The sequence below is a fragment of the Mycobacterium dioxanotrophicus genome, from assembly GCF_002157835.1.
Classification (GTDB): Bacteria; Actinomycetota; Actinomycetes; order Mycobacteriales; family Mycobacteriaceae; genus Mycobacterium; species Mycobacterium dioxanotrophicus.
Genome location: NZ_CP020809.1, coordinates 4,428,397 through 4,443,583 on the forward strand (window position 1 = coordinate 4,428,397; position 15,187 = coordinate 4,443,583).

Genomic DNA, 15,187 nt, shown 5'->3' on the forward strand with positions numbered 1-15,187 from the left:
ATGCTGCCCGCACCGAATCTCGACGACCGGACGTTTCAGAACCTGGTCGACGAAGCCCGTCGCCGGGTCCGCCAGCGCTGCCCCGAATGGTCCGACCACAACATCTCCGATCCCGGCATCACACTGATCGAGACCTTTGCGATGATGGTCGACCAACTCATCTACCGGCTCAACCGGGTGCCCGACCGCAACTACATCAAATTCCTGGAACTGCTCGGGATGGAGCTGAGGCCGCCTGGCGCGGCGCAGGGCGAGGCGACGTTCTGGCTATCCGCACCACAGCCACAGACCATCACGGTGCGTGAGGAGACCGAAGTCAGCACCGACCGCACCGACCTCGACGAACCGATCGTGTTCTCCACCACCGAGAAACTCGACATCGTTCCCTGCTCGCTGGACGGCGGCCGCGTCGCGACCCAGTCCGGCGGCAGCGAACCCGTCCCCCAGCGCAACGAGCCCGGTGGCAACGAATTCCGCTGTTTCTCAGAGCGTCCGGAGCCCGGTGACGCTCTGCTCATCGGACTGGACTGCGCGGTGCCGTCGTGTGCAGTGCTGCTGCGGGTGGACTGCAGGGTGTCCGGCGTCGGCGTCGACCCGACCAATCCCCCGTATGTGTGGGAGGCCTGGACCGGCGGACCGGACTGGGTGCCCTGCGAACCGGGACGCGACGAGACCAAGGCTTTCAACAAGCCCGGCGATGTGATCCTGCACGTGCCGCGCGGGCATGTCCTCGACTCTCCGCCTCGGGTGGGCGGCGAAGCCAGGGGCTGGCTGCGATGCCGACTGGTCGACACCACTCCCGGTCAATCGACCTACAGCGAATCACCGTTCATCACATCGATTTCCGCGTGCACTGTCGGAGGAACCGCGCGGATCATCAATGCCCGGGTGGTGCGGGATGAGCCGATGGGAACGTCCGACGGCACAGCCGGGCAACGCTTCGGGCTGCAGCATCGCCCGGTGCTGCCATGGAACGGTACTGCGTTGACGGTCGTGGGCGAAGGCGAGACACCCTGGCAAGCCGTGGAACACTTTGGGGAACAGGATGATTCAAGCCGGTCGTTCCACATTGATCCGGTGGCCGGTGAGATCGTGTTCGGCCCCATGGTGCGCGAAGCGGACGGCGCGGTCCGCCAGTACGGCAAGATCCCGCCGAGATCCTCAGCGCTCGTGATGACCGCCTACCGCACCGGCGGCGGCCGCAAGGGCAACGTCGGGGTCGGCCGCATCCGGGTTCTCAAGACCAGCGTTCCTTACGTGGCGCGGGTCGAGAACCGCCGCGCAGCGGTCGGCGGCGCCGAGGCCGAATCGGTTGACGAGGTGAAGGTGCGCGGTCCGATGCTGCTGCGTAGCCGTGGCAAGGCCGTCACCGCCCAGGACTTCGAACAGCTGACCCTCGATGTGGCACCCGAGGTGGCCAGGGCCCACTGCCTGACCGCGGTCGACGCCCGGGAGGCTGGGACGGTGCGGGTGCTGATCGTGCCGCACGTGGCCAGCGAGGAGATGGACCTGGTGCGCCGCGAGGACCTCATCCCCGAACCCGAGACCATCCAGCGGATCAAGAACCATCTGAATCGGCGGCGTCTGGTCGGTACCCGGGTCGTGGTGGAACCTCCGCGCTACCGCGGGGTCACCGTCGTCGTGGCGCTTTCGGTGCTGCCGGGTTATTCGCGCACCCAGGTGAAAACCGATGTGCAGCGGGCACTGAACAGCCTGCTGCATCCACTGACCGGCGGGCCCAACGGCACGGGGTGGCCCATGGGCCGCGCCGTGCAGGTGCACGAGGTGGCCGCAGCCCTCGCCCCGGTCGCCGGGGTGGACATGGGCCGCAAGGTGACAGTGCAACTGTTCGCGTTCGATCCCATCACCGGGGAGCGCTCCACCGAACCCGCAGAGGTGATCGCGCTGGCGCGCAACGAGTTGGCCTACGCGTTCGGTAAACACAGTGTCCGGATGGCCGACCGATGAGAGCGGCAATCGACAACCTCGGCACGCCAATGCCTTTCATCGCCACGATGCCGTCGGTGTACTGGGACGACTGGCTGGCCGCGGAGCTGTGCGCGGCGTTCGACGAGGTGCTCGCGCCGGTGTTCGCGACGCTGGACTGCCTGCCCGCGTATCTGGATCCCGGGACCACCCCGGCCGACATGCTCGACTGGCTCGCCGGCTGGATAGGGCTGACTGTGGCAGGCCGGGAACCCGACCACAAACGACAGTTGATTGCAGCGGGGGCGGCGCTACTGGGTTGGCAAGGCACCACGCAGAGCATCCATGACTCCGTTGTCGCCGCGTTCAACCGGGACACCGAGGTCATCGAATCTGGCTCGGCCACATGGTCTCTCACGCCAGACTCCCGCCCTGGCGGTCAACCGACACCGGGTCTGCTGGTCCGGGTCACCGTGAACGCCGACGATGAACTGGATCCGCGCAGTGTTGACGCACTGGTCGACGCGATCAAACCGGCACACATCCCGCATCGCATCGAACTCGTCACCCGAGCGGCGCCACCTGCGCCGCCCCCGGCCGATGCACCAGAGCCTCCGGCGGAAGCGGGAGTCTGACGAGATCTAGGACCGCCACCGCTCCCAGGCGGCCTGCTTGGACGTGCCGGACACCTCGGCGACCTGAGCCCACGAGTTCGACGTCGCCAACAATCGCGCCGCTTCGCCAACTTTTTCGCCGGTGTATGCCACCACTCGGAGCAATTCGGCGAAGGCCTCCCGGCTGCCCCGAGCGCTCAGCTCGTCGATGACCCGGTAGACGAGCGCCGCCAATTCACTCTCGGTCATGGCGTCCACGGGAGTGTCTGGGTCTGCCGGCATGCGGGCATTCTACGGTGGCGAACTTGCCCCCACGTCGAGACGCAATTCGGCATCGGTCGAATCGAATGACCTCGACCAGGTGGTTCCCGGCCACCGGTAGTGGACGATCCCGGAGTCGGGACGGTAGTCCGCGGTGTACAGCGTGCCGAAGCCAGCTGTGTAGTCGGTACTGCGCAGCGGCGTGCGAAGGAACTCGCGAGCCAGAGCATCCGGGTCTGGTCGGTCGCGCAACACCTCGATGAGGTGCGTCTGACGTTCGACGCTACGGAAGCGCTTGGCGTGCACCGGATCGTCGGGCCGATCGAATCGGTGATTGGTGGCCACCGGTACGGCGCGCACTTCCATCGTCCGGCCGGGAGCGACGTACGCCGTGCGGTGGCAACCGGTCCGATCGGTCAAGGTCAGGTTGTAGGACATGGAGACCGGCACGCCGGACAGTGCGGACAGAGCGTCGGGCACCGTCCCCGCAACCTCGAGCAGATACCGCACGACAAGCGGGATCCCGAACCCAGGACCGGATCCCTTGGCTCCGCCGAACGTCAGCGATACCGCGAGCCCGTCGGAGTTCATGCCGTCCAGCAGGCCCCACAGACAATCACCGGTGCCGGTCACCACCCGGTCCCCGAGCCGCGTGGTCAGCACCACCTGCTCGAACAGGTCCGGGTGGTAGTCGTAATTGCGGATCAGAGCCCGGCTTCCGGGCGCTGTTTGTCCTCCTCGCGTGCGGGTGTCGACGACGGCTTGCGAGCAAGCCGGAGCGAACGCGGGCATGTTCCAGTGGGTGAGCATTGCCGCCGTCGTCGGATCGCCATCCGTCAGGGCGACGAGGTGTTGCCACGCCGGATGCAGCTCGGGCATGTACCGCAACAGCGCCGCTTCGGCTTGGGCGGCAGTCGGACGCCGACCGGACCCCGGCCGTAGATACCAGGCGCGGTATCCGGGCCACGTCGCGTCATACAGCGCACGCCACCGCGGGCCCGGCAGGTCTTCGCGGAATGCGTGCAGGCTGATCGATTGGAACACCATGCGTCAAGGTTTACTTGACGCGCCGCCATCCGTCAAGAAAACCCTGACGCTTCGTCTTGCGCGATCTACGCCTGGCCGACGTCGATCTTCGACAGCGCATCGCGGATCAAGGCTGTCACCGGTGCGAGCAATCGGTGCGCCTGCTTACCCCGGAAGTGGCTTCTCAGCACGATACGACGGGTGCCGAGGCCTGGAACATCCACCGTCTCAACCCCTTCCAGTGACAAGCCATGGAGGGCCAGCATCGGGATGACTGCCATGCCCTCGCCCGCCGCGACAAGGGCGAGCGCAGTCTGAGTCGCGAAGTAGCGGTGGATGGTCGGCTGATTGATGCCGGCCACACGACGCAGTCGCTGCAGGGCCTGCGCGCTGGCGTCCCCCGGCCCCACTCCGAGCCATGGCAGCTTGATGCGGCCCAGCTCGGTCGTATCGGTCAGCAGGGTGCCCGCCGGCACAACCAGTTTCCACGGTTCGTCGGTCAGCGGGATTTCCGTCACGCCACTCGGCAGCGACTTGGGTGGTTCGCCGGCGTCGAATTCGATGATGGCGGCGTCGAGTTCGCCGGCCTTGAGCGACCTGAGCAGCACCTCGCGGTCGGCTTCGACCACCTCGAAGTGGATGCCGGGAAGATCGCGCCTCCAATCCGCCAATGCCGGGGCAATCACCACCGAGAGAAAACTCTGGAAGCCACCGATGCGCACGGCGCCCTGCAGCTCGATGCCCCCTCGATCGAGTTTTGTCCTGGCCTCGAGAAGGGTTCGTTCGATTTCCTGCGCCGCCTCGGCCAACACGAGTCCCTCGGCCGTGAGCGCCGAACCCTGTGATGTCCGCGTCATGAGCGTGCAACCGGTTTCCCGCTCAAGGTGGGCGATCTGCTGCGACACCGCGGAAGGTGTCATGTGCAGCACATCTGCGGCCGCGAGGACACCTCCGGAGCGGGCGACGGCCAGCAGAAAACGCAGTCTACGCGGGTCGATCGGCATTCAGTAATGCTAAACAGGCAATCAAGATCAATTCAATTGTCATGAATGAATCCGGTGGGCAATACTGTCGCAGACATTGCATTGTTGAGAGAAACGGAGTCTTGGCGATGTTGGCAGCGATCCTCGGCTGGCTTGGGACGGTAGGGACTTTCGTTGCATATGTTCTGGTCTTCCGCGGTCGGCTGATCGCGGACTCCTGGCGCTACGGAGCCCTGAACGCTCTCGGCGGAACCTCCGGCGCGATAGCCGCCGCTCTGTATGGCGCGTGGCCGAGCGCCGTCTCGAACATCATCTGGGCCAGTGTTGGCTTCTTTACTGTGGCCTCCGCCACAAAGAGCCTCTGGTTGGTGGCTGATCGTGAGGAAGGTCACGGGTGCCCCGCGCCGGGCCTGGCCGGCGACGTTGTGACCGGCCAAAGTGGCCTGTGCCCGGCCCCCGCCGACGCCTGATCACCTTGTCCCACATCCGACTCGGCTAGGTCAACGCCTGCCCAGCCGGCTCAGCCTGCTGGTTCCCAGTAGACGCGCACGTTGTGCTTCGGACAGCCCACCCCACACCCCGAATGGTTCGGCGAAGGCGAGCGCGTGGCTACGGCACTCCGCGAGGACCACGCATTGCCGGCACAACCGCTTGGCGTCCTGCTCACGCTGCCAGCGCGCGTATCCATGCTCGCCTTCGGGCGAATAGAACACCGAGGAGTCCACACCCCGGCACTCCGCGCGAAGTTGCCAATCCCAGCCATCGGCGTTGGGACCGGGTAATTCTTGCGGCAGCTGCATCGTCAACTCCTCACGGTGGGATCGGCGGCCCGGAGGTGACCGGATTCTGCAGGGAACCGACACCGACGATTCGGCACTCGACGGTGTCGGCTGGTTTGATCTCGACGGCGCCCGGCGTACCCGTCGAGATGATGTCGCCGGGCTTGAACTCGAACAGCTGCGTGTGGAAGGCGATGAGGTCGCGTGGCCGGAATGTCATGTTGCTCACCCGGTTCTCACGGTGGAGCACTCCATTGATGACGGTCTGGACCACGACGTCGTCGATGTCACCAGCCCGGTTGTCGAGCTCGCAGAGGGGAACGATCCCCGGGCCACAGGACAGGAAGCCGGGAAAGTTCTTGGACAGCGTCAGATAACGGGGATTGCGTTGCAAGAGATCCTCTGCCGTCTGATCGAGGATTGGAACCACACCCCAGATGGCAGACATCGCTTCGTCATTCGAGAGATTTCGGGCCCGGCGACCGAAAACAAGCCCGAGCTCCGCTTCGGCCGTGGTCCGTTCGCTCTGCCACGGGATTGGAATCGGATCGCCCGGGCCGATCAGGGTGTGGCTGCCTTTGATGAAGGACGCGGGTGCCTCTTGCGGGGCGCGCTCGGACAGGTCAGCGGCGTGTTCCCGGTAATTGAGCCCGATTCCCCAGATCATTCCCGGTTCCTGCACAGGAGCCACGAAGACGGCTTCGCCCGGGTCACGGAACCGGCGCGGTGATACTGACGAAAGTGCTTCTGCGAGACGAGAACCGGAGACTCCGGCGCGGATCACGCTGCCGGCATCACTGTGAACCTCCCCCAGCAGGCTGGACACGTCGATCATTCCGTACGCGGGATCGACGACCACCGCGGTGGTTTCGGCTCCGGACGCCCGAATCGTGGACAGCTGCATGGCGGGCGTCACGTCAGAATCCTTGGACCAGGCCGCCGTCGACGCGCAGCTGAATGCCCGTGACGTAGCTGGCGCGCTCACTGACCAGAAAAGCGACCACGTCTGCGAATTCTTCGGGGCGACCGTATCGTTGGCTCGGAATCATGCCGGCGGACCGGCTGGCGACTTCGTCGCTGGTGATGCCTTGTCGAACCGCTGCAGCCTGGTCGAGGCTGGCGACTCTGTCTGTGGCGATGCGCCCCGGCAAGACCATGTTGACAGTGACTCCATCTGCGGCGACCTCGGCTGCCAAGGTCTTGAGATAGCCGGCCAGCGCCGCCCTCGCGGTGTTCGACAACGCCAAGTTCGCGATCGGCGCCTGGATGCCGCTGGACCCTATTCCGACAATCCTGCCCCAGCCGCGCTCGCGCATGCTCGGCAATACTGCGCGCACGAGCGCAACCTGCCGGAACAGCAATGTCTCCGCGGCGGCTCGCACATCGTCGAGCTCCACTTCGGAGGCTCTCGCCGGCGGCGGTCCCGGGCTGTTCAACACCAGTATGTCCACGGGGCGAGCCAGGTCGTGGGCCTCGGCGAGAACCCGGTCCACGGCGTCCGGTTCCGTCAGGTCCACTTCCACCGCCGATGAACCGGGCCAGTCCTGCACTGCCTTCCGCGCCAGATCCCCACGGCGCCCCGTCACGACGACGTTGACGTGTTCGGCCGCGAGGCGCTCGGCAATTGCGCGTCCCAGTCCTGCGGTCGAGCCGATGACCAGTGCACTGCGCCCCGCTATCCCGAGGTCCATCCACACCTTCCAAATCTGGGGCTGCGCGCGGTTGCGCTGGGCGGATACGGCTTGTCTACGTTCGCAGACGGTCACGATAAAGCGGATGCAGATTCAGCGGAACTGGTCGATGCCATTTCTGCATTGACAGTTTTCAGCCAAGTGTTGGAACTCGTTGGCGCGACTCCTAACCTTTAGCCATGTCTGTGTTTACGGCAGATATGGCTGACGCTTCCGATCCCGGCCCGATACGGCTTCCCGTCGCCTCACCGCTCCACGACGGTTTGTCCACGACGGTCGCCTACACCGAGGACCACTGACATCATGACCATCGCACCTAGCACCGAGCTCACCGGTGTAAACCTGATCGGCGACGCGGACGTCGCCGGCACCGGCGCCGAGTTCCAGGCTGTGGACCCCGCGACCGGGCAGAAGCTGCAACCGGTGTACCGCGAGGCGGACGAAGCGGTCATCGACCGCGCTGCCGAGCTGGCCTGGGATGCGTTTCACACCTACCGCCACACCAACTTTGAAGATCGCGCGGCGTTCCTTGAAACCATCGCCACCGAGATCGAGGGTATCGCCGCGCCCCTGGCCGAACGTGTCACCGCAGAGACCGGCATACCGCCCGCGCGTGTCAAGGGCGAGCTGGCCCGTACCACCGGTCAGCTCCGGCTCTTTGCCAACGTGATCAGGGAAGGCAGCTGGACCGGAGCGCGACTGGACACTCCCGACCCCCAGCGCACTCCCCTGCCCAAGCCCGACTTGCGCCAGCGCCGCGTTCCGCTCGGCCCGGTCGCGGTCTTCTCCGCGAGCAACTTCCCGCTGGCATTTTCCGTTGCCGGCGGTGACACGGCCTCCGCACTCGCAGCGGGGTGCCCCGTGATCGTCAAGGCCCATCCTGCGCATCCGGGCACCTCAGAGCTCGTCGGCCGGGCCATCCGCGCAGCGGTGCACGCCCACAACTTGCCCGAGGGCACGTTCTCGCTGGTATTCGGTTCCGTCGCCACCGGAATCGCGCTCGTCAACGACCCCCGCGTGCGCGCGGTGGGATTCACCGGTTCGCGCAAAGCAGGCATCGCCCTCACCGAGGTCGCAGCTGCCCGCCCGGTACCGATTCCGGTGTACGCCGAAATGTCCAGTGTGAACCCCGTTTTCATGCTTCCCGGAGTGCTCGCGGAGCGAGCCGAGGCACTGGGTGCCGATTACATCGCGTCTGTGACGACGGGTAACGGGCAACTCTGCACGAGCCCAGGGCTGGTGTTCGTCGTCGACAGTCCCGACGCCGACAAGTTCATCGCAGCCTCCACCGAGGCCGTCGAGAACGCGTCAACCGCGCCGATGCTCAACTCGGGTATCGCCGCGTCCTTCGAACAGGGTGTCCAACGCCTCGCTACGACCGACAACGTGGTCAAGGCCGCGGCCGCCGCGCCAGACGCAGCCATTGCATGCTCCGGGCAGCCACAGTTGTTCGTCACCACGATCGATGCCTTCTTGTCGAGCCCTGCGCTCCAGGACGAGGTCTTCGGGCCGGCCTCGCTGATCGTTCGGGCCAGGGATATCGCTCAATTGGAAGCTGTCATCGATCAACTCGAAGGCCAGTTGACGGCGACCATCCACGCGGCACCGGCGGATTACAACGATGCCCGTGCGCTGCTGGACAAGCTGGAACTGATCGCTGGGCGCGTGCTCTTCAACGGCTGGCCCACGGGGGTGGAAGTCGGACACGCCATCGTGCATGGCGGGCCTTTCCCCGCGACATCGGCGCCTGCTACCACATCCGTGGGCAGCCGTGCGATCGAGCGCTTCCTGCGTCCCGTTGCCTACCAGAACATTCCGGAAGACCTCCTGGCCGAGGAGTTGCGGTCAGGGGATCCGCTGCGCGTGTCACCCCTTGTCGACGGCACGCTCACCGCGAGGTAATGATTCTGTCCGCCAGTGCAACTCGCTGAAAGCGCGGCAGATCCGTTCATCGAACCGGACGCCGTTCGTCGGCAGCTTGTGAACAGCTTTGCCCGACGCCGGGGTCGGTCGATCGCCTCGGGCCACGACATATTTGCAGACGAACTTATCGGCCGGCAAGAATGGCGGCAGGATCGGTCTCAGGCAATACGGTATTGAATCATTTAATGAATCGCCTCGAACGCTCGATCCGACATACTCGGGCTCGGCGAACTTAGCGCATCTCACCAGTCGCGCATCATCCGCGGCCTCCTCCAGCGGCTTGAAATCAGCACAAAGATGCAGGCCAGGCCGCACGAGGCGGCCGAGTGCGCGCCGGGCAACCCGACCGTCATCGACACCTGTCGATTCACAAATTGGAATTAATGCGCGCCATTGACATAACCACAGTATCGCTGCCCGAAGATTGAGCGGAGGCGCCTTGCCATCATCGGTTTGTCGAATTCCGATACGCGCTAGTGAAATATCTGCATGATGTGGTTTGACTATTCCGACCCGGCCAACTCGTGGAGGTTCAAAATGGTGCCCACCCCGATCACCAGTTCGTTGCGTGGCCGGTGAGGATCGGGTTCCGTATGTTGTCGCCGACTCGCGCATCTGGCGTAGTTCACGAAACCTCGTTGACACCAAGCTCTTTCACGGTGTTGCACATCGGACCGAAGACAGCTGCGAAGCCCGCCACGTCGGAAGCGCGCGAACCACTCAAACCTGATCGCCGGCGTCTCGTTCGAGAACATGCCGGAACTCATTGCATACCAACACCATCCATGAAGGGGATAGCCGCATGATCAAGGGTTCGGATCTCTTTGTCAGGGCACTTGAGAACGAGGGCGTTACCCGCATATTCGGTGTGCCCGGCGAGGAGAATCTCGACTTCGTCGAATCACTCAGAAACTCAAGCATCGAGCTGGTCGTGACGCGCCACGAGCAGTCGGCGGCGTTCATGGCCGCCACCCACGGCCGGCTCACAGGCCGACCCGGGGTGTGTCTCAGCACGCTGGGACCCGGAGCCCTGAACCTCGCCACCGGCGCGGCGTATGCGCACCTCGGTGCGATGCCGATGATCCTCATCACCGGCCAGAAGGCGATCAAGAGTAGCCAGCAGGCCCGCTTTCAGATCGTCGACATGGTCGCCACCATGAAGCCGCATACCAAGTTCTCGCGCCAGATCGTCAGCACCACAAGCATTCCCACGATCGTGCGGGAGGCGTTCCGCGTGGCGACCGAGGAACGACCGGGTCCCGTCCATCTGGAGCTGCCCGAAGACGTCGCAGGCGACATGGGCCCCGACGTGCCCCTGGTGCCGCCGCACCTCATCGAGTTGCCCATCGCTACACCGGCCGCGCTGGATCGGGTGGCAGAGATGGTGCGGCAGGCGTCACGCCCGCTGGTCATGGTGGGGGCCGCCGCGAGCCGGCCACGGTTGGGCGCATACCTGGGTGATTTCCTTGCACGCACGCGGATTCCGTTCTTCACCACCCAGATGGGTAAAGGCGTGGTCGCGGACCACCCGGAAGGCCAGCCGATCGACCTGTGGGTGGGCACGGCGGCGCTCTCGGAACGTGACTACGTGCACGAGGCGATCGACCGAGCCGACCTGATCCTCTCGATCGGTCACGACACAGTCGAAAAGCCACCGTTCTTGATGGGCCCCGGCGGCCCGACCGTCATCCATGTGGGATTCACCGCGGCCAATGTGGAGGAGGTGTATTTTCCGCACGCCTCGGTCATCGGTGACATCGGGCCCAACCTGTCGATGCTGGCCGACCGGCTGCAAGGGCAGCTGCCCAACGGGTCGGCGTTGCTTCCGCTGCGCGACGACATTCTGCGGCAGGTCATGGAAGGTTCCGACGATGACCGGTTCCCGCTCATCCCTCAGCGAATCGTCGCAGACGTCCGCAAGGTGATGCCCGACGACGGCATCGTCGCCCTGGACAACGGCATGTACAAGATCTGGTTTGCGCGCAATTACCGCACTCCGCTGTCGAATACTCTGCTGCTCGACAACGCGTTGGCCACCATGGGCGCGGGTCTCCCGTCGGCGATGATGGCAGCGATCAACCACCCCGGGCGACAGGTGCTCGCGGTGTGCGGGGACGGCGGGTTCATGATGAATTCGCAGGAGCTGGAAACCGCGGTGCGACTCGGCCTGAACTTGGTCGTCCTGATCATCGAGGACAAGGCCTACGGCATGATCCGCTGGAAGCAAGCGGTAGACAAGTTCCCCGACTTCGGCATGACGTTCGGCAATCCCGATTTCATCGCCTACGCCGAGTCGTACGGCGCCTCCGGATCCCGGGTCGAGACGTGTGAAGAATTCGAGTCCGTCCTGCAATCGGCATTCGACCGCGGTGGCGTGCACGTCGTGGTCGTGCCGGTCGATTACTCCGAAAACACAAGGGTTCTCATCGATCAACTGCAAAGCCGGGTACTCGCCGGAGGGGTCGCGAACAATGGAGATTAAAGCAGCGGTGTTGAACGCCATGGGCGTTCAGGCACCCTACGCAGAGTCAAAGCCACTGACCATCGAGACTTTGAACCTGGACGAGCCTGGTCCCGGCGAAGTGCTGGTCCGGATCAAGGCGGCGGGACTGTGCCATTCCGACCTCTCGGTCATCAACGGCAACCGTCCGCGCCCGATGCCAATGGCGCTGGGCCACGAGGCATCCGGAATCGTCGAAGCGGTCGGACCGTCCGCGGGCATGGTGGGTGGAGACGAACTCAAACCCGGCGACCATGTGGTGTTCGTATTCGTACCGTCATGTGGACACTGCGAACCGTGTACCGAGGGCCGACCGGCCTTGTGTGAGCCCGGTGCAGCGGCCAACGGTGCAGGGACCTTGCTCTCCGGCGCGAATCGACTGCGCCGACTGGACGGCACAGTCGTCAACCATCATCTGGGTGTGTCGGGGTTTGCCGAATACGCGACGGTCTCCCGGCACTCTGTGGTGAAGATCGATCCGGACCTGCCGTTGGTGGAGGCCGCACTGTTCGGTTGCGCGGTTCTCACCGGGGTGGGAGCAGTGATCAACACTGCGCGGATGCCCGCTGGGTCGTCGGCAGCTGTCATCGGCCTGGGCGGTGTGGGCTTGGCGGCCCTGCTGGGCGCCGTCGCCGCGGGTGCGCGGACTGTGGTCGCCATCGACCGGTCGGACAAAAAGCTCGAGTTCGCACGGGAACTCGGTGCGACCGCGGCCGTCAACGCACTCGACACGGACGCGGCCCAGCAGGTCCTGGACATCACCGGCGGTGGCGTCGAGTACGCATTCGACCTCACCGGTGCAACCAGCGCCCTCGAACTCGCGTATCGGATCACCCGCCGAGGCGGCACCACCGTCACCGCCGGCCTGCCTGCTCCGACCGCCACCATGCCGCTGGCACCGGTCACCCTGGTGGCCGAGGAGCGCACCCTCAAGGGCAGCTATATCGGCACCGCGGTACCCAGCCGCGACATCCCCCGCTACGTCCAGCTGTACCGGCGGGGTCTGCTTCCGGTCGATCGGCTGCTCACCGGGACGCTTGACTTGAAGGACATCAACGAGGGCTTCGATCGGCTGCACGCCGGACAGGCCATCCGCCAGGTGGTCGAACTATGACCAGCGATCCATGGGCGGATATGACGGCCCGATGGCGCGAAATCTATGACCAGAACGCCGCGGCAGCGCGTAAGAGCTGGCTCGATGGCCAATCGCAGCTGAGCAAGACATTCGCTGCCGGGGCCAAGGATTCGCACGGTACCGACGCGACGGCACTGGCGGATCTGTGGCGGTCCTGGCTGACGTTCGGCGACTCGATGTGGTGGGCACCCTCGACCAATGTCGGCGAAGCGTGGCCCGGCGCCAAGGCTCTCGGCACACTGACCGAGTCGCTCACCATGTCGTTGGCCAACGGCGGTGCGGTCAGTCAGGCGCTCCGGCGGATGGCCGACGGACCCCGCTTGGCCGATGTCGGCGCCTCGGAGCAGCGCACCGCCAAGGTCATGGAGCGATGGCTGGCCGTCCAGGAAGGTGCCCGCGTCTACGAAGGCATCGTCGCAGCGGCATGGTCCAGCGCCAATTCGCGATTTGCCGAACAACTTTCGCAGCGCGCCCGCGAAGGAACAGCCATGCCGGACGCGAAAGAGTCGCTCAAGCTGTGGCTGGACACGGCCAATGACGTTCTCCTGGAGACACATCGTTCCGAGAAGTTTCTGGAAGCCCAGCGGCGACTACTGCGGGACGGGATGGAATTCATGCTCGCCGAGCGGGAACTCGTGGAGGCTCTCGTCGAGCCCATCGGGTTGCCGACCCGCAGTGAGATCGACGAGGTTCATCAGAATGTCCACGAGCTCAAGCGGCGCGTACGGTCGCTCGAAAAGCAATTGGCCGCACGTGCTTTGAACCAAACGACACACGTCGAGTCGAGCCACGTGGACACGGTTCCCGGAGGAGATCAGCAGTGATGCCCGAGTCGATCCCAAACCCTGCTGAACTCCTGCGGGAGGCCGCTGCCTTCAATACGAAAGTGACAGCGGGTTTGGAGCGACTCAACTCGATCACCGATGATCAGGTTGAGATCGCCACCACCCCGAAAGATGCCGTCCTGCAAACGGACAAGGTGACGCTGTTTCGGTACCGGCCCCTGGCCGAGTCGCGAATCAGCACCCCTGTGTTGATCGTCTACAGCCTCATCGGCCGGTACACCATGACCGATCTCCAGGAGGATCGCTCGCTGGTGCGCAACCTGCTCAACCTCGGCGTGGATCTGTGGGTCGTCGACTGGGGCAACCCCACCCGCGCGGACCGCTGGCTGAGTATCGATGACTACGTCTCGGGATACATCGACGACTGCGTGACCGCGATTCTCGATGCCACCGGCGCCGACAAGGTCAATCTGCTCGGCATCTGTGAGGGCGGCGTATTCACGCTCGCCTACGCCGCACTCGAGCCCGCCCGGGTCAACAATCTGGTGCTCGCAATCACCCCGCTGGACTTCCACGCTGATGAGCACGCCGCGGACGTGGAAAAGGGTTTCATCAACGTGTGGACCCGCAGTCTCACCAAAGAGGACGTCGATCAGATGATCGAGGTATGGGGCGTCTTGCCGGGCGAATTCATGGGCGCGGTGTTCTCGATGCTCACCCCGGTCCGGTCCGCCACCAAGTACAACCTCGACCTGCTGGACGTCGCAGACGACGAAAAAAAGCTCCTCAATTTCCTTCGTATGGAAAAATGGTTGGGCGACCGCCCCAATCACGCAGGCGAAGCAGCCAAACAATGGCTCAAAGAGCTCTACCAGGACAACAAGCTGATCAATAACACCTGGAAGCTCGGTGACCGGGACGTCGACCTGTCGAAGGTCACCATGCCTGTTCTGAATATCTTTGCGCTCAACGACCACATCATCCCGCCCGCGACGTCTCAGGTGCTCGACGGCAAGCTCGGAACCGACGATTACTCCGAGTTGGGACTGCCCGGAGGACACATCGGACTCTTCGTTTCGGCGAAATCCCAGGGAATTGTCGGAAATGGGATCGTGGACTGGCTTTCAGAACGGGACACCGCGAATAGTGCGGACCGAGCAGAAGTCGGATCTGGAACCAACAACACTACGGAGTAAGGACCGACCATGGGCAATGACAGTTTCTCACCGCAGTACTATGCCAAAGCCGTCGAAGACACCATCAAACGCATCGAAGAAATGAACCGTCGAATGATCGAATCTTCGAAGAGTGCCGGCCTGGTTGCCCTCGACGCCTATGAGAAGGCGCTGCAGAGCATGCTGGAGTTCCAGGAGAAGGTGGCCGGAGCCAGCCAATTGGACTGGGTCTCAGCGCTTGCCAGCGCTCATGCGCAGTTCGTCGGTGACATCAGCGCCGCGTACATCAAAGCCGCCCGCGAGTCCCTCAAGTAGCGCTGGAATCCGGCGCGCCCCTGCGCAGTTCGCCGCTGTCTCGATCGAACAGGCGGTCAAACGCATCGAAGAAA

Annotated in this window: 14 protein-coding genes; 8 read left to right on the plus strand and 6 right to left on the minus strand. The window is 64.4% G+C overall.

Annotation, left to right across the window (positions count from 1 at the left end):
• Positions 1 to 1,968, plus strand: coding sequence for a putative baseplate assembly protein (locus BTO20_RS21590; protein ID WP_087078199.1), 1,968 nt, complete (start codon positions 1 to 3; stop codon positions 1,966 to 1,968).
• Positions 1,965 to 2,561 carry a phage tail protein gene (locus BTO20_RS21595; protein WP_087078200.1) on the plus strand — a complete coding sequence of 199 codons (597 nt, stop codon included), beginning with the start codon at positions 1,965 to 1,967 and terminating at the stop codon, positions 2,559 to 2,561. The genes BTO20_RS21590 and BTO20_RS21595 overlap by 4 nt, the downstream gene beginning before the upstream one ends.
• A 6-nt stretch (positions 2,562 to 2,567) precedes the next feature.
• On the opposite strand, the gene BTO20_RS39950 is transcribed toward BTO20_RS21595, so the two are convergent.
• The 6 genes from BTO20_RS39950 to BTO20_RS21625 form a co-directional block, all read right to left on the minus strand.
• On the minus strand, positions 2,568 to 2,822 hold the full coding sequence (locus BTO20_RS39950; protein WP_198344012.1) for a hypothetical protein: 255 nt from the start codon (positions 2,820 to 2,822) through the stop codon (positions 2,568 to 2,570).
• A gap of 9 nt (positions 2,823 to 2,831) precedes the next feature.
• Positions 2,832 to 3,848 carry a C45 family autoproteolytic acyltransferase/hydolase gene (locus BTO20_RS21600; protein WP_198344013.1) on the minus strand — a complete coding sequence of 339 codons (1,017 nt, stop codon included), beginning with the start codon at positions 3,846 to 3,848 and terminating at the stop codon, positions 2,832 to 2,834.
• A 65-nt stretch (positions 3,849 to 3,913) separates the two neighbouring features.
• Complete coding sequence (locus BTO20_RS21605) at positions 3,914 to 4,831, minus strand: LysR family transcriptional regulator (RefSeq protein WP_087078201.1); 918 nt, start codon at positions 4,829 to 4,831, stop codon at positions 3,914 to 3,916.
• Between the two features lie 479 nt (positions 4,832 to 5,310).
• The gene (locus BTO20_RS21615) at positions 5,311 to 5,610 is read right to left on the minus strand and encodes a WhiB family transcriptional regulator (protein ID WP_087078203.1); all 300 of its coding nucleotides are present in this window, start codon (positions 5,608 to 5,610) and stop codon (positions 5,311 to 5,313) included.
• 10 nt (positions 5,611 to 5,620) lie between these two features.
• Positions 5,621 to 6,505, minus strand: a complete 885-nt coding sequence (locus BTO20_RS21620) for a fumarylacetoacetate hydrolase family protein (RefSeq protein ID WP_198344014.1) — start codon at positions 6,503 to 6,505, stop codon at positions 5,621 to 5,623.
• A 1-nt stretch (position 6,506) separates the two neighbouring features.
• Positions 6,507 to 7,280, minus strand: a complete 774-nt coding sequence (locus BTO20_RS21625) for an SDR family oxidoreductase (RefSeq protein ID WP_087082455.1) — start codon at positions 7,278 to 7,280, stop codon at positions 6,507 to 6,509.
• 303 nt (positions 7,281 to 7,583) lie between these two features.
• On the opposite strand from BTO20_RS21625, the gene BTO20_RS21630 reads away from it, so the two are divergent.
• The 6 genes from BTO20_RS21630 (at position 7,584) to BTO20_RS21655 (ending at position 15,113) form a co-directional block, all read left to right on the plus strand.
• Positions 7,584 to 9,182: an aldehyde dehydrogenase (NADP(+)) gene (locus BTO20_RS21630; protein ID WP_087078204.1), complete on the plus strand. Its 1,599-nt coding sequence runs from the start codon at positions 7,584 to 7,586 to the stop codon at positions 9,180 to 9,182.
• An 823-nt stretch (positions 9,183 to 10,005) separates the two neighbouring features.
• Positions 10,006 to 11,685, plus strand: a complete 1,680-nt coding sequence (locus BTO20_RS21635) for an acetolactate synthase large subunit (RefSeq protein ID WP_087078205.1) — start codon at positions 10,006 to 10,008, stop codon at positions 11,683 to 11,685.
• Positions 11,675 to 12,817 carry a zinc-dependent alcohol dehydrogenase family protein gene (locus BTO20_RS21640; protein ID WP_087078206.1) on the plus strand — a complete coding sequence of 381 codons (1,143 nt, stop codon included), beginning with the start codon at positions 11,675 to 11,677 and terminating at the stop codon, positions 12,815 to 12,817. The genes BTO20_RS21635 and BTO20_RS21640 overlap by 11 nt, the downstream gene beginning before the upstream one ends.
• On the plus strand, positions 12,814 to 13,662 hold the full coding sequence (locus tag BTO20_RS21645; RefSeq protein ID WP_087078207.1) for a poly(R)-hydroxyalkanoic acid synthase subunit PhaE: 849 nt from the start codon (positions 12,814 to 12,816) through the stop codon (positions 13,660 to 13,662). Before BTO20_RS21640 ends, BTO20_RS21645 begins: the two co-directional genes overlap by 4 nt.
• Positions 13,662 to 14,819, plus strand: coding sequence for a class III poly(R)-hydroxyalkanoic acid synthase subunit PhaC (gene phaC / locus BTO20_RS21650; protein WP_087078208.1), 1,158 nt, complete (start codon positions 13,662 to 13,664; stop codon positions 14,817 to 14,819). The genes BTO20_RS21645 and phaC overlap by 1 nt, the downstream gene beginning before the upstream one ends.
• Before the next feature lie 9 nt (positions 14,820 to 14,828).
• A complete protein-coding gene (locus BTO20_RS21655) occupies positions 14,829 to 15,113 on the plus strand; it encodes a hypothetical protein (RefSeq protein WP_087078209.1) in 285 nt (94 codons plus the stop codon).
• Positions 15,114 to 15,187: the final 74 nt, after the last annotated feature.

What these genes read in the sequence shown, in the direction of transcription:
- BTO20_RS21590 (WP_087078199.1), top strand. Translation starts at nt 1, where the DNA reads ATGCTGCCCGCACCGAATCTCGACGACCGGACGTTTCAGAACCTGGTC.
- BTO20_RS21595 (WP_087078200.1), top strand. Translation starts at nt 1,965, where the DNA reads ATGAGAGCGGCAATCGACAACCTCGGCACGCCAATGCCTTTCATCGCC.
- BTO20_RS39950 (WP_198344012.1), bottom strand. Translation starts at nt 2,822, where the DNA reads ATGCCGGCAGACCCAGACACTCCCGTGGACGCCATGACCGAGAGTGAA.
- BTO20_RS21600 (WP_198344013.1), bottom strand. Translation starts at nt 3,848, where the DNA reads ATGGTGTTCCAATCGATCAGCCTGCACGCATTCCGCGAAGACCTGCCG.
- BTO20_RS21605 (WP_087078201.1), bottom strand. Translation starts at nt 4,831, where the DNA reads ATGCCGATCGACCCGCGTAGACTGCGTTTTCTGCTGGCCGTCGCCCGC.
- BTO20_RS21615 (WP_087078203.1), bottom strand. Translation starts at nt 5,610, where the DNA reads ATGCAGCTGCCGCAAGAATTACCCGGTCCCAACGCCGATGGCTGGGAT.
- BTO20_RS21625 (WP_087082455.1), bottom strand. Translation starts at nt 7,280, where the DNA reads ATGGACCTCGGGATAGCGGGGCGCAGTGCACTGGTCATCGGCTCGACC.
- BTO20_RS21630 (WP_087078204.1), top strand. Translation starts at nt 7,584, where the DNA reads ATGACCATCGCACCTAGCACCGAGCTCACCGGTGTAAACCTGATCGGC.
- BTO20_RS21635 (WP_087078205.1), top strand. Translation starts at nt 10,006, where the DNA reads ATGATCAAGGGTTCGGATCTCTTTGTCAGGGCACTTGAGAACGAGGGC.
- BTO20_RS21640 (WP_087078206.1), top strand. Translation starts at nt 11,675, where the DNA reads ATGGAGATTAAAGCAGCGGTGTTGAACGCCATGGGCGTTCAGGCACCC.
- BTO20_RS21645 (WP_087078207.1), top strand. Translation starts at nt 12,814, where the DNA reads ATGACCAGCGATCCATGGGCGGATATGACGGCCCGATGGCGCGAAATC.
- phaC (WP_087078208.1), top strand. Translation starts at nt 13,662, where the DNA reads ATGCCCGAGTCGATCCCAAACCCTGCTGAACTCCTGCGGGAGGCCGCT.
- BTO20_RS21655 (WP_087078209.1), top strand. Translation starts at nt 14,829, where the DNA reads ATGGGCAATGACAGTTTCTCACCGCAGTACTATGCCAAAGCCGTCGAA.